This is a genomic window from Rhodanobacter spathiphylli B39, from assembly GCF_000264295.1.
Classification (GTDB): Bacteria; Pseudomonadota; Gammaproteobacteria; order Xanthomonadales; family Rhodanobacteraceae; genus Rhodanobacter; species Rhodanobacter spathiphylli.
In genome coordinates this window covers 105,372-119,209 of the sequence record NZ_AJXT01000005.1, presented here as the reverse complement: position 1 = coordinate 119,209, position 13,838 = coordinate 105,372, and the positions used below count along the sequence as shown (strand labels likewise).

At 68.3% G+C, this 13,838-nt stretch carries 10 protein-coding genes; 1 reads left to right on the top strand and 9 read right to left on the bottom strand.

The window, feature by feature from the left end; translation table 11 throughout:
- Positions 1–4: 4 nt before the first annotated feature.
- The 5 genes from UU7_RS04475 to UU7_RS04455 form a co-directional block, all read right to left on the bottom strand.
- Positions 5–1,177: an HlyD/EmrA/EmrK family protein gene (locus UU7_RS04475; RefSeq protein WP_007805761.1), complete on the bottom strand. Its 1,173-nt coding sequence runs from the start codon at positions 1,175–1,177 to the stop codon at positions 5–7.
- Positions 1,174–2,670 carry an efflux transporter outer membrane subunit gene (locus tag UU7_RS04470; RefSeq protein WP_007805759.1) on the bottom strand — a complete coding sequence of 499 codons (1,497 nt, stop codon included), beginning with the start codon at positions 2,668–2,670 and terminating at the stop codon, positions 1,174–1,176. The genes UU7_RS04475 and UU7_RS04470 overlap by 4 nt, the downstream gene beginning before the upstream one ends.
- A 62-nt stretch (positions 2,671–2,732) precedes the next feature.
- Positions 2,733–3,191, bottom strand: a complete 459-nt coding sequence (locus UU7_RS04465) for a MarR family winged helix-turn-helix transcriptional regulator (RefSeq protein ID WP_007805755.1) — start codon at positions 3,189–3,191, stop codon at positions 2,733–2,735.
- A 166-nt stretch (positions 3,192–3,357) separates the two neighbouring features.
- On the bottom strand, positions 3,358–4,110 hold the full coding sequence (locus UU7_RS04460; protein WP_007805753.1) for an SDR family oxidoreductase: 753 nt from the start codon (positions 4,108–4,110) through the stop codon (positions 3,358–3,360).
- A gap of 120 nt (positions 4,111–4,230) precedes the next feature.
- Positions 4,231–4,980, bottom strand: coding sequence for an SDR family oxidoreductase (locus UU7_RS04455; protein WP_007805751.1), 750 nt, complete (start codon positions 4,978–4,980; stop codon positions 4,231–4,233).
- Positions 4,981–5,083: 103 nt separating this feature from the next.
- On the opposite strand from UU7_RS04455, the gene UU7_RS04450 reads away from it, so the two are divergent.
- Positions 5,084–6,007, top strand: a complete 924-nt coding sequence (locus tag UU7_RS04450; protein ID WP_007805750.1) for a LysR family transcriptional regulator — start codon at positions 5,084–5,086, stop codon at positions 6,005–6,007.
- Here UU7_RS04450 and UU7_RS04445 read toward each other — a convergent pair.
- The 4 genes from UU7_RS04445 to recQ all read right to left on the bottom strand — a co-directional run bounded on the left by UU7_RS04445 (position 6,004) and on the right by recQ (position 13,717).
- Complete coding sequence (locus tag UU7_RS04445; RefSeq protein WP_007805749.1) at positions 6,004–8,886, bottom strand: sensor domain-containing protein; 2,883 nt, start codon at positions 8,884–8,886, stop codon at positions 6,004–6,006. The genes UU7_RS04450 and UU7_RS04445 overlap by 4 nt on opposite strands.
- Positions 8,887–8,981: 95 nt before the next feature.
- Positions 8,982–10,004 carry a LacI family DNA-binding transcriptional regulator gene (locus tag UU7_RS04440; RefSeq protein ID WP_007805748.1) on the bottom strand — a complete coding sequence of 341 codons (1,023 nt, stop codon included), beginning with the start codon at positions 10,002–10,004 and terminating at the stop codon, positions 8,982–8,984.
- A 156-nt stretch (positions 10,005–10,160) separates the two neighbouring features.
- Entirely contained in the window at positions 10,161–11,585 is a 1,425-nt protein-coding gene (locus tag UU7_RS04435; protein ID WP_007805746.1) for a sugar porter family MFS transporter, read from the bottom strand.
- 305 nt (positions 11,586–11,890) lie between these two features.
- Positions 11,891–13,717, bottom strand: coding sequence for a DNA helicase RecQ (gene recQ, locus UU7_RS04430; protein ID WP_007805745.1), 1,827 nt, complete (start codon positions 13,715–13,717; stop codon positions 11,891–11,893).
- Between the last annotated feature and the right edge of the window lie 121 nt (positions 13,718–13,838).

Here is a 13,838-nt window from a genome sequence, read left to right as displayed (position 1 = left end):
GGGGCTACTGGTTGGCTGCGATGATCTTGTCGACCACCGCATCGGCGCTGGCCAGTTGGCGGGCGAACACGTCGGTGCGGTAGCCGTGCTCCGGTGCGCCAGCCGTCACCAGGCGGCTGCCTTCGCGCTGGCGCGTGGCCACCGTGACCTTCATCGACAGGCCGAGTTGCAGCGGGTGCTGCGCCACCTGCTGCGGGTCCAGCGCGATGCGGATCGGCACGCGCTGCACCACCTTGATCCAGTTGCCGGTGGCGTTCTGCGCCGGCAGCAGCGAGAACGCGCTGCCGGTGCCGGCGTCCTGGCCGATCACGGTGCCGTGGTAGACCACGTCGTCGCCGTAGACGTCGGCCACCAGGTCCACCTTCTGGCCGATGCGGATGTGCCGCAGCTGGGATTCCTTGAAGTTCGCATCCACCCACAGGTGATCCAGCGGCACCACCGACATCAGCGACACGCCCGGGTTGATCTTCTGGCCGAGCTGCACGTTGCGCTTGGTCACCAGGCCGGTGACCGGCGCGGGCACGTTGGTGCGATAGACGGCTATCCATGCATCGCGCACCTGCGAGGCGGCAGCCAGCACGTCGGGGTTGCTGGCGACCGTGGTGCGGCCGATCAGCGCGCTGCTGCCGGCGACCTGCTGGGTGGCCACATCCAGCGCCGCGGTGGCAGCGTGCACCGCGTTCTCGGCGTGTTTCACTTCCTCGCCGGAAATCGCGCCGCTGGCGAGCAGTTCGCGCCGGCGCGTGAGGTCGGCCTTCGCCCTGGACAGCTCGACCTTGCGCAACTCCACGTTGGCGCGCGTCTGGCCCACGTTGGCGTATTGCGCGCGCACCATGCGCACGCTGCGCGCCAGCTGCGCCTCGGCGCGCGAAAGCGCCAGCCGGGCATCGGTGTCGTCCAGCTTGACCAGGTTGCCGCCGGCCTTCACGTAGTCGGTATTGTCCGCGCCGATCGCGGTGACCACGCCGCTGACCTGCGCGGTGACCGCCACCACGTTGCCGCTGACGTAGGCGTCCTCGGTGGCCTCGCGATACTGGCCGGCGAGCATCCACCACAGCGCGGCGCCGATCACCGCGATCGCCACGGCGGCGATGGCCAGCCACTGCCCCAGCCGCGAGCGCGGTGATGGCGCCGGCGCCACGGCGACAGCGGGCGGTGTGTGTGCGTCGGTGTTCATGATTTGCTCCCGGGGGCTTGGACATGGGCAACGGAGGTGGCGCCGGGCACGGCGGCAGGCTGATAGCCGCCACCGAGCGCGCGGATCAGGTTCAGCCGTAGCTCGCGCTGGCGCGATTGCAACTGCAGCACTTGCTGCTTCTGCGCCAGCACCTGGCCTTCGGCCGACAACACCTGCAGGTAATTGGCCAGCCCGCTGCGATAGCGCGCTTGGGCCAGTTCGTAGGCGTGCTCGGTAAGCCGCAGCGCTTCGTCCTGTTCGTGCGCCTGCTGCTGCAGCCACTGCAGCGAAACCAGTTGATCGACCACGTCGTGCACCGCCGCGATCACCGTGGCGTTGTAATGCTCCACCGCCATGTCGTAGCCGGCCTGGCGCACGCCGAGGTTGCCGCGCAGGCGGCCGCCGTCGAAGATCGGCAGCGAGATCGCCGGGCCGATGCCCAGCACGCGGCTGCCGGCATCCAGGAAGTTGTCGAAGCCCCGGCTCTGCAAACCGACCAGGCCGTTGAGGCTGATGTTCGGATAGAACTGCGCCTTGGCGACCTTGATGTCCTGGCTGGCGGCCTCGACGCGCCAGCGGTCGGCGACCACGTCGGGGCGTCGACCGATCAGCTCGGCCGGCAGGTTGCTTGGCAAGCTCACCTCGCTCACTTGGGCCAGTTGCGGCCGCGCGATGCGCGCACCGGCATCCGGCCCCTGCCCTTGCAGCGCGGCCAGCTGGTTGTTGATCAGCGCGATGGACTCGCCGATCGCGGCGAGGCGCTCGCGCGTGGCCGGCAAGGCGGCTTCGGCCTGGGTCAGTTCCAGTTGCGAATCGATCTGCGCGGCGACGCGCTGGCGGGTCAACGCCAAGGTCTGCTCGCGCTGCTGCAGCGTGTCCTGCGCCAGGTCGCGCTGCGCATAGGCCAGATCCAGCCGCAGATAGGTGCGCGCCAGCGCCGTGGTCAGCATCAGCCGCGCCGCCTGAAGGTCCACGTCGGCGGCGTGCGCACGATCGAGCGCCGCGTCCACCGCCGCACGGTTCTTGCCCCAGAAGTCCAATTCGTAGCCCACCCCGAGCGACAACTCGTTGATGGTCTGCCAACTGCCGGCGATCGGCGGCGGCACCGTGCCGTCCTCGCTGAAGCGCTGGCGGGTGCTGCGCAGGCTGGCGTTCGCCTGCGGATACAGCGAGGCACCAACGATGCCGGCAACCGCCTGCGCCTGGCGCACGCGCGCTTCGGCCATGCGCAGGCCGGGCTGGCCGCTCAGCGCGGTGTCCATCATGCGGTCGAGTTGCGGATCGCCGAAGCGGGTCCACCAGGCATCCTGCGGCCACGCGGCGGCCGAGAGCTTGCTGCCCGCCAGGCTCTGGCTGGCTTCCACCCGGGCCGGGTCGATCGCCGTCGCATGCGTATGCAGCCCGTGCATGCTGGCGCAACCGGCCAGCGAGCCTGCCAGCAGCAGCGCCAGCGGCCATGCGCGGGGACGATTGGGGAAAACGTGCGCGTCCATCCTGGCAACCTCGATAGGTGGGGATAAAACAGCCTAGGCAGATAAATGCCGGTACAAAAGCCTCAGCCGCTGCGTGCGGCGTTTTCCAGGATCTTTTCCAGCGAGGCCTTCAGCGCCACGGCTTCGCGCTCGTCGAAACCCTGCAGCAGCTCGCCGAAAACCGCCTGCACGTGGCGCCGCGCCTTCGGCACCAGCGCCGCGCTTTGCTCGGTCAGCTCGATCAGGTAGCTGCGCCGGTCATCCGGATTGGCCACGCGTCGAACCAGGCCCTTCTTCTCGATGCGATCCAGCAACCGGGTCATCGCGCCGGAGTCGTAACCCAGCACCCGGCACAGGTCGCCGATGGTGCTGCCGCGACCCTTGGCGATGGTGTTGAACACCACGAACTGCGCCGCGGTGATGTCCAGCGGCTGCAGCTCGCGCTCGATCGAACTCCAGATCGCGTTGCGCACGCCGGTGATCAGGAAGCCGAGCTCGCCCGTGGAGAGCTGCGACTTGATGCTGGCTGGCGTGGTTTTCATTGACCGTCTCCTCGATGACGGCCGCAATTTATCTGCCTAGGCTGTTTCTGTCAAGTCATAATTGTGACGTATCCCGCACAGGCAGGGATCATCGCCCGCCATGGCCGGCACGCCTGTCACGAACCGGTCGCCCGTGGTACGAAAAAGGCAGCGCCCCATCGCTGTTTCAGAGCTGGCTCGCGCCGCCGTCGACGGTCAGCTCGGCACCGGTGATGAAGCTGGCCTGGTCCGAGGCCAGGAACAGCACGGCGTGAGCCACCTCGTCCGGCCGACCCATGCGTGCCATCGGCACGGTCGAGGCCAGGTGCTGTTTCAGCGGCGCCAGGTTGGCCGGTTCGCCGGCCAGGCCGCCCAGCCCGGGAGTGTCGATCGGGCCGGGACTGACCACGTTGACGCGTACGCCGCGATCCTTCAGCTCGACCGCCCAGCTGCGTGCGAGCGAGCGCACGGCCGCCTTGCTGGCGGCGTAGATGCTGAAGGCCTCGGCGCCGCGCGTGGCCACGATCGAGCCGGTGAGGATCACCGAGCCGCCTTCGCGCATCAGCGGGAGCGCGCCCTGCACCGCGAACACCAGCCCGCGCACATTGGTGTCGAAGCTGCGGTCGAGGTGTTCCTCGGTGATGTCGCCGAGCCGGCCGAACTCGTAGAAGCCGGCGTTCGCGTACAGCACGTCCAGCCGGCGATGATCCTCGGCGATCCGCGAGAACACCTTGCGGATGTCGTCCAGGCTGACCGCATCGGCGCGAAGGCCCACGGCGCGCGGACCCAGCGTGGCGACCGCCGCATCCAGCTCCGGCTGGCGCCGGCCGGTGACGTAGACGAACGCACCGGCGTCGATGAAAGCCCTGGCCGTGGCCAGGCCGATGCCGGCGCTGCCGCCGGTGACCAGGACGATCTTGTCCTGCAATGAGGTGTTCATGGAGTTCCTGCGTGGGTGGCGGATACGAGCGAAAGGCGACGATCGCGCACCGATCGCCGCCGGTCTTGCAGGAACGTGCCCGACCTTGATCAATAGCGCGATCGGGCGCGCTGCGTCGCCTTACAGCTGGCTCATGCCACCGTCGACGATGATTTCGCTGCCGACGATGAAGGCCGATTCGGCGGCGGACAGGTGCAGCACGGTGGCGGCCACTTCCTGCGGCGTGCCGAAGCGGCCCAGCGGCACCTGGCCCTGGATCTGGGCGGCGGTGGCTTCCAGCGTGGCCGCGTCCATGCCCAGCTTGCCGTACAGCGGCGTGCTGATCGGGCCGGGGCTGACCACGTTGACGCGCACGCCGCGGGGCAGCAGTTCGGCCGAGAGCGTCTTTGCCAGCGAGATCAGCGCGGCCTTGCTGGCGGCGTAGACCGACGAATTCGGCATGCCGATGTGCGCGTTGATCGAACCGTTCAGCACGATCGAGGCGCCGGCATCGAGCAGCGGCAACAAGGCCTGGATCTGGAAATAGGCGCCCTTGACGTTGGTACCGAAGCTCTGGTCCCACAGCGCCTCGTCGACGTCGGCGAACGGCGCGAACTTCGCGCTGCCGGCATTGATGAACACCGCGTCGAGGCGGATCTGCTGGCTGGCCAGAGCGGCAGCCAGGTCCCTTGCCTCGGCGACCACGCCGGCGTTGTTGCGCAGGGCGATGGCGTTGCCGCCCAGCGCAGCCCTGGCCTCGGCCAGCGCGGCGCTGTCGCGCCCGGTGATGATGACGCGCGCGCCTTCGGCGGCGAACGCGTGGGCGGCGGCCAGGCCGATGCCGCTGCTGCCGCCGGTGACGAGTACGGACTTGCCTTCGAAACGGTTCATGAGGTGCTCCAGTGACGGGTGGTGTTTCAGTGGGGCCATCCTGATCGCCGGCGTGGCGTTTGCCGTACCATCGTTTCGACGAACTCGTTCGAAGGAGTTGCACATGTTGTCCGACGACGAACTGGCCCTGCTGGAGGCGATCCGCAGCACCGGCAGCCTGTCCCGCGCGGCAGCCCACCTGGGCAAGGCGCCCTCGACCGTCTCGCATGCGGCGCGTCAGCTGGAAACACGTTTCGACGCGTTGCTGTTCGACCGCCGCCGCTACCGTCTGCAACTGACCCCGGCCGGCGAGCTGCTCACCCGCGAGGCGGGCCGGCTGGTACAGGACGTGGCCCGCCTGAACCAGCGCGTGAAGCAGGTGGCCAACGGCTGGGAAGACCGGCTGCACGTCGTCACCGACGAGATCCTGGAGTTCGAGACGCTGCTGCCGGTGATCCGCGCGTTCGACGCGCTGCAGTCCGGCGTGCGCCTGCGCCTGACCCACGAGGTGCTCGGCGGCACCTGGGAAGCCTTGCGCGAGGGCCGGGCCGACTTGGTGGTGGGCGCCACCAACGAGCCGCCGGCGATGCCCAAGTTGCGCTGGTTCGAGCTGGGCACGATGGACTGGGTGTTCGCCGTATCGCCGCGGCACCCGCTGGCGAAAGTCGCCGGGCCGCTGTCACAGGACGCGGTCGGCGCCCATCGTTCGGTGGTGGTGGCCGACTCCTCGCGCAACGTCGGCCGCGCCTACGGCATCGTCGGTGGGCAGGCGACGCTGGCGGTGCCCAGCATGCGCGCCAAGATCCTCGCCCAGCGCGATGGCCTGGGCGTGGGCTGGCTGCCGCGACATCGCGCCAGCGCCCTGCTGCGGAGCGGCCAGCTGATCGAGAAGGCCATGAGCGAGCCGCGCGAGCCGAATACGCTCTACGTCGCCTGGCGCAGCGATCATGAAGGTCGCGCGCTGAGCTGGTGGCTGGAGCAACTGCGCCAGCCGCGCCTGGCCAAGCGGCTGATCCTGGGATTGCCGGTGTCCGCGGAAAACCGCTAGCCGCGGGCGCGATCCAGGCGCAGCGCCGCCTCGCTGGCGCTCAGGGCGTGACCGAGATGGTGGCCCTGCAATTCGTCGCAACCGGCGCCGACGAGGAACTGCGCCTGTTCCGCGGTCGCCACGCCTTCGGCTGCGACGCCCATGTGCAGCTCGTGCGCCACCGCGATGATGGTGCGCACGATCGCTGCATCCGCGGCGTCCTGCGGCAGGTCGCGCACGAAGATCTGGTCGATCTTCAGCTTGTCGATCGGGAATTGCTTGAGATAGGCCAGGCTGGAATAGCCGGTGCCGAAATCATCCAGCGACAGCTTGATGCCCAGCGCCTTCAGCTCGGCCAGGGCGCGCTGCACCCGTCCCACGTTTTCCATCAGCGAGCTTTCGGTGATCTCGATGTCCAGCATCGCCGGCGGCACGGCATGACGCTGCAGCGATGCGGCCACCTGGGCCAGCAGCCCGGGCCGCTGCAGTTGCTGGGCCGAGACGTTCACCGCGACGGTGAAGTCGCGATAGCCCAGGTCAAGCCATTCGCGTACCTGCCGGCAGGCCACGTCGAGCACCCAGCCGCCGATCTCGTGCATCAGGCCGAGCGCTTCGGCAATCGGGATGAAGCGGGCCGGTGAAACCTGCCCGAGCTGGCGGCAGTTCCAGCGCAGCAGCGCCTCGAAACCGGTCAACCGCAGGTCGGCGGCAGCATGCTGCGGCTGGTAGTGCAGCTCCAGTTCGCCCAGCCGGATCGCATCGCGCAGATGGTTGCCCAGCAGCAGGCGGTCTTCCAGCTCCTGCATCTGGGCCAGCGAAAATTCGCAGACGCGGTCGCGCCCTTCCTGCTTGGCCTGGCTCATCGCCGCCTCGGCGCGGCGCAGCAGGTTCCTCGCATCGGTGCCATGCGCGGACGAATGACTGACGCCCACGCTGGCGGTCAGCAGCAGCCGGTAATCCTCACCTTCGATCGGCTCGGCCACCACCGCCCGCAGCGCCTCGGCCAGCTCCAGCACCGCGGCGGGAGGCATCCCGGCCACCGTCACCATGAATTCATCGCCGGCGAAACGGGCGATCCGGCCGCGCCCGCCCAGCGCCGTCTGCAACCGGGTGGCGAGGCGCAGCAACACGTCATCGCCGGTGGGATGACCGACCGAGGCATTGACCAGCTGGAAGCGGTCCAGGCCCACCACCAGCACCGACGCCGGCACGTTCGGATAGCACAGGATTTCCGACAGCGCATGTTCCAGCAACAGGTGATGCTGCAGGCCGGTGACCGGGTCGTGGCTGGACGCGTAAGCCAGTTCGGCCTCGACCCGCCGCCGCTCGGTGATGTCGCGCGCCACGGCATAGACCAGCCCGTCGGGCGCCACGAACGACACCCACTCCAGTTGCCGTTCGCTGCCGTCGCGGCAGATGCAGCGGCTGACGAAATCATGCATGCGCTGGCCGGCCGCATCGAATTGCTGCATCGGGTCGACGTCGAACACGTCGCTTTCCACGCGCAGGAATTCGCGGTAGCTGCGCGACTTCAATTCGTCGGCGGAGTAGCCGGTCACGCGCGGCAACGAGGGGTTGAACTGCACCAGCCGCTGTGCGGCCGGATCGATGATGCAGAAGATTTCCAGCGACATCTCGAAGAAGCGGTCACGCTCGCGCAGGCGGCGGATGAGCTGCTCGCTTTCGATCGCCACGCCGGTGAGCGGCAACATGCGGTCGATGCTGTACAGCTCTTCCGGACGTGGCTCGTGCAGTTCGCGGAAATACACCGCGAAGGTGCCCAGCACCTTGCCGCCACTGCCCAGCACCGGCGTGGACCAGCACGCCTTGAGGCCGTGCGCCAGCGCCAGCGACTTGTAGTTGGCCCAGTACGGATGGCTGGCGATGTCGGCCACCACCACGCGCTCGCGTCGCCACGCAGCGGTACCGCAGGAACCCTGCGCTTCGCCGATGGCCAGGCCATGCAGGGCGCGACTGTAGGCCTCCGGCAGACTCGGCGCGGCGCCGTGCAGCACGTGCTGCCCGCTTTCGTCGAGTAGCAGCAGTGAGCACAGCGCGCCGGGGTTCATCGCCTCGTGCAGGTGGGCGATCTGCGCCAGGCTTTGCGCCAGCGGACGCTGCGCCGCAATGCCGGCCAGGATTTCGTGCTGGCCGGCTTCCAGTTGTTCGGCACGCTTGCGCTCGCTGATGTCCTGGCAGGCGCCCATCAGGCGCACCGCGCGACCGGCGGCGTCGACCTCGACCATGCCGCGACTGAGCAGGGTGCGTACCGCGCCGTCCGGGCGCACGATGCGTTCCTCGAACTCGAACGGCTGCGTTCCGGTCACGGCCTGGGCGATCGTCTGCTGCACGCGCTCGCGATCCTGCGGATGCACCAGCGCCAGGTAGGACTCGAACGTGGCGGCGTGCTGCGCCGGCGTCACCCCATAGATGCGATACAGCTCCGCCGACCAGGTCACCCGGTTTTCCGCGATGTCCCATTCCCAGCTGCCGACGTGCGCCACCTGCTGCGCCTGCGAGAGCATGCGCTGGTGCTGCAGCAATTCCTGTTCGGCCCGTTTGCGTTCGCTGATGTCGAGGAAGTAGATGGTCAGGCCTTCCGCCGACGGATAGATGCGGTTCTCGAACCAGCGCTGGTACGGCGGATACCACGCCTCGATCTGCCGTGGCTGCTGGTCGGCCATCGCCTGTTCGTAGGCGCGCTGGAACGGCTGGCCCTCGCCTTCGGGGAATTCGGTCCAGATGTGCCGGCCGATCAGGTCTTCCACCCGACGGCCGAACAACTCGCAGGCCTTCGCATTGAGGTAGATGTAGCGCCAGTCCCGATCCAGCGCCACGTACGCATCGGTGATGCGCTCGAACACCTGGTGAAATTCCAGCTCGGACGTGGTGCGATCCATGGCGCTCTCGATCCTGTCGTGCGGAGGAACCCGGACAACCTCCGCAGACTACGGGATCACCCACACCAGCCGCAACGGCGGCCGACCCGGCCTTCTCAGCGCAGGCTGGAGCGGCGCACCATCAGCTTCACCGGCAGCACTTCGCTGTCCACCGGCTCGCCCCGGATCAGGCCGAGCAGGCTGTCGACCAGCACTTCGCCGGCCTGGCGGGTGTCCTGCAGCACGGTGGTCAGCGGCGGGTTGATGAAGCTGGCCATGGGGATGTCGTCGAAGCCGGCCAGCGCGACATCCTGCGGCACGCGCATGCCGTGGTCGCTCAATGCGCGCATCGCACCGATCGCGATCAGGTCGCTGGCGGCGAACACGGCATCGAAACCGATTTCGTTGAGGATCAGTCCGCGCATCGCCTCGTAGCCCGAATGCTCGGTGCTTTCGGCGTTCTGCTGCAGGTCCGGATCGATCGCGATGCCGGCCTGTTCCAGCGCCTGGACGTAGCCACGATAACGGCCGAAGAATTCCGGGTAGTGGCTGGAGGCATCGCCCAGGAACGCGATGCGGCGACAGCCGCGCTCGAGCAGGTGCTCGGCCACCGCCAGGCCGCCGGCGAAATTGTCGCAACCGATCGACACGCCGGGCTGGTCGGGCAGCACCGCGCCCCAGCGCACGAAGCGGGTGCCCTGGTCGACCAGTTTTTCGAGCTTGTCGGTATAGGCCAGGTAATCGCCGTAGCCCAGCAGGATCAGCCCGTCGGCCTTCTTGCTGTCGGCGAAGTCGGCGTGCCAGTCGTGCGAGAACTGCTGGAACGAGATCAGCAGGTCGTAACCCTGCAGGGCACAGGCGCGGGTGATCGAGCCCAGCATCGACAGGAAGAACGGGTTGATGTGGGACTCGTCGGCGGTGGGGTCCTCGAAGAACAGCAGCGCCAGCGTGCCGGTGTGCATCTTGCGCAGGTTGGACGCGTTCTTGTCGACCTTGTAGTTGAGCTGGTCGGCGGCGGCCTGGATGCGCCGCCGGGTTTCCTCATTGACCAGCGGGCTGCCACGCAGCGCACGCGACACCGTGGCCTGGGATACCCCGGCCAGGTGGGCAATGTCGATTGAAGTGGCCTTTGCCTTCATCCGCAACGCGATCCGCCGGCATCCCTTGCGACGGCGCCGTGCCGTCGTTTCCGAATCCTAGCCGGTTTGCGCGGCGCGCGTCGTATCGGCTCCTTCTCTGCTCGCGCGCGGCACAGGCCAGCTGCACCGCGGCAGGCTTCTTTTGCGGGAAGGCGTTCATGCGCGCATGTCCTCCAGTTCGACACCGCGGGTCTCGCGCACGCCGGACAATACGAACAGCAGCGACAGCAACGCGAAGCCGGCATACAGGCCGTAGGCGAAGGTCAGGCCCAGTTCGGCCAGCGCGGGGAAGCTGCTGGTGATGGCGAAGTTGGCCAGCCACTGCGCCGCGGCGGCCACCGCCAGCGCGGTGGCACGAATCGAATTGGGGAACATCTCGCCCAGCAGCACCCAGACCACCGGGCCCCAGCTGACGCCGAAGAACACCACGTAGGCATTCGCCGCGACCAGCGCCACCATGCCGACCGAGCCGGGCAGGCTCAGTTCCGCGCCGCTGCCGGTGGCTTGCGAGAAGCACCACGCCATCACGCCCAGGGTGACCGCCATGCCGGCCGAGCCGACCACCAGCAGCGGCTTGCGCCCCACCTTGTCGACCAGCGCGATCGCCACCAGGGTCACCAGCACGTTGACGATCGAGGTGACCACCGTGATGGTGAACGAGTCGGCCTCGCTGAAGCCCACCGAATGCCACAGGGTGGACGAGTAGTAGAAGATCACGTTGATACCCACGAACTGCTGGAACACCGACAGCAGGATGCCGATCCAGACCACCGGCAGCAGGCCGGCTGCCTTGCCGCGCAGGTCGCTCAACCTTGGCTTGTGCTCCGAACGCAGGCTGCCTTCGATGTCATGCAGCTTGTTGTCCAGCGCTGCCTCGCTGTGCATGTTCAGCACCTTGCGCAGCACGATGCGGGCTTCATCGATGCGGCCCTTGGCCACCAGGTGGCGCGGCGATTCGGGCACGCCCAGCACCAGCACGCCGTAGATCAGCGCCGGCAGGGTCGCGACCAGGAACATCCAGCGCCACGCCGCCAGCCCCAGCCACAACGGCTGGCTGGCACCGCCCGCTGCGCCGCTCAGCCAGGCATCGCTGAGCAGGGCGGCGAAGATGCCCAGCACGATCGCCAGCTGCTGCATCGAGCCGAGCCGGCCGCGGATGTTCGCCGGCGACACCTCGGCGATATAGGTGGGTGCGATCACCGAGGCCACGCCCACGCCGATGCCGCCGACCAGTCGCCACAGGATCAGGTCCCACACCGCAGTGGCCATTCCCGAACCGATCGCGCTGGCGACCAGCAGCACCGCCGCCACCTGCATGGTGCGCACGCGACCGAAGCGGTTGGCCAGCATGCCCGCATACCAGGCGCCCAGCGCCGAACCGAGCAGGGCACAGGACACCGCGAAGCCGATCTGGGCCGCGTCCAGCGCGAAGCTGCCGCGGATCGCGTCGACCGCGCCGTTGATCACGGCCGTGTCGAAGCCGAACAGGAATCCGCCCAGCGCGGCCGCCGCCGATATCAATACCACTCGCGCCGTGGCGTGCCGCCCCAGGCCGTCACCGGTTGCATCCATCGTGCTCATCGCGTCTCCCCAACGTCATGACCAGTCATCGCAGTCGATTCTGCGGTGTGCGTGCGGCGCTGTCCGGCTGAATACGTATGCAGGAACCGACACGGACTGCCCGTGCCCACCCCTGCCCGCTCCTGCACCTGACGCCATCGAAGCTACTATGACAGCGCTGTCATGTTTCGCCAAGCCTGACCCGAAAACGTCGATGGAACCGCGCTCCCATGCTGCTTGCGGAACGGCTGACGGCGCCCGGACGCAGCCATGCGCCAGGCGTTTGCGAATCATCGGTGGCGCCACGGTGTGCCGCGGCGAGAGAGCTAGTCCGCCGCGTTGATCACCGCGAGGAAGTCGCGGCCGTAGCGCTTGAGCTTGGCCTCGCCCACGCCGCTGACGCTGGCCAGCTCGTCCTCGTTGGCCGGCAATGCCCGCAGCATCGCCAGCAAGGTGGCGTCGTGAAAGACCACGTAGGGCGGCACGCCCTGCTGTTTCGCCAGCTGGGTGCGCAGCGCGCGCAGCTGGTCCCACATCGGCTGCTCGTAGGCCTCGATGCCCAGGCTGCCGCCATGACGCGGATCGCCGGTGACCAGCTTGCTGTCGCGCCGGCGCCGGGTGGCACATTCGGGGCGGGCGTCCTCGCGCAGCCGCACCGGCTTGCCGCCGCTGAGCACGGCGCGGCTGGCGGCGGTGAGCCGCAGCGTGCCATAGCCTTCGGCGTCGGCTTCGAGCAGGCCGGCCGCCAGCAACTGGCGGAATACCGAGCGCCACTGCTTGTCGTCCAGCTCCGCGCCGATGCCGAAGGTGCTCAGGCGATGGTGGTCGAAGCTCAGCACGCGCTCGCTCTCCTCGCCGCGCAGCACCGCGATGACGTGGCCGGAGCCGAAGCGCTGGCCAGTGCGGTACACCGCCGACAACGCCTTCTGCGCGGGCACCGTGGCGTCCCAGGTTTTCGGTGGCGCGATGCAGTTGTCGCAATGGCCGCAGGGGCCGGGATAGCTTTCGCCGAAGGCGCCCAGCAGCAGCTGGCGGCGGCAGTCGATCGCCTCGGCGTAGGCCAGCAGGGATTCCAGCTTCTGCCGCTCGACCCGCTTGCGTTCGTCGGCCGATTCGGATTGCGCGATCATCTGGCTCATGGTGACCACGTCGGACAGACCGTAGATCATCCACGCCTCGGCAGGCAGGCCATCGCGGCCGGCGCGCCCGGTTTCCTGGTAGTAACCCTCGATGCTGCGCGGCAGGTCCAGATGCGCCACGAAGCGCACGTCGGGCTTGTCGATGCCCATGCCGAAGGCGACCGTGGCGACCATCACCACGCCGTCCTCGCGCAGGAAACGCTGCTGGTTCTTCGCACGGGTGGCCGCGTCCAGGCCAGCGTGGTACGGCAGCGCCTCGATGCCCGATTCGGCCAGCCACGCGGCGGTGTCGTCCACCTTGCGTCGGCTCAGGCAGTACACGATGCCGGACTCGCCCTCGTGGCCGAGCAGGAACTCGCCCAGCTGGCGCTTCGCGTTGTGGCGCTGGCCGACCCGGTAGCCGATGTTGGGCCGGTCGAAACTGGAGACGAATTGCCGCGCATCCTGCAGTGACAGGCGCTCGACGATTTCCTCGCGGGTGCGCGGATCGGCGGTGGCGGTGAGCGCGATGCGCGGCACCTCGGGGAAGCGCTGGTGCAGGATCGCCAGTTCGCGATATTCGGGACGGAAGTCGTGGCCCCATTGCGACACGCAGTGCGCCTCGTCGATCGCGAACAGCGCCACTTCGGTGCGTTCGAGCAGGTCGAGGAAGCGCGAGGTCAGCAATCGCTCCGGCGCCACGTAAAGCAGGTTCAGCTCGCCGGCCAGCAGCTGCCGCTCGACCTCGCGCTGCTGGTCCCCCGCCAGGCTGGAATTGAGAAACGCCGCCGCCACGCCGGCCTCGCGCAAGGCGTCGACCTGGTCCTGCATCAGCGCGATCAGCGGCGACACCACGATGCCGGTGCCCTGGCGCAGCAACGCGGGGATCTGGTAGCACAGCGACTTGCCGCCGCCGGTGGGCATCAATACCAGTGCATCGCCGCCTTCGCCCAGATGCTCGACCACCGCCTGCTGCTGGCCGCGGAAACTGGGATAGCCGAAAACGCTTTGAAGAATGTCGAGGGAAGTGGGCATTGCTGGAATGCTAGCAAATGCGGCGGTGCCGCTTCGCGGAAGCAGGTGTGCGCGGGACGCGCGCGGGCGTGTGGGTTGGCGATGACAGGGGGCCTCTCCCCTTGCGTGGGCAGAGAGAAGA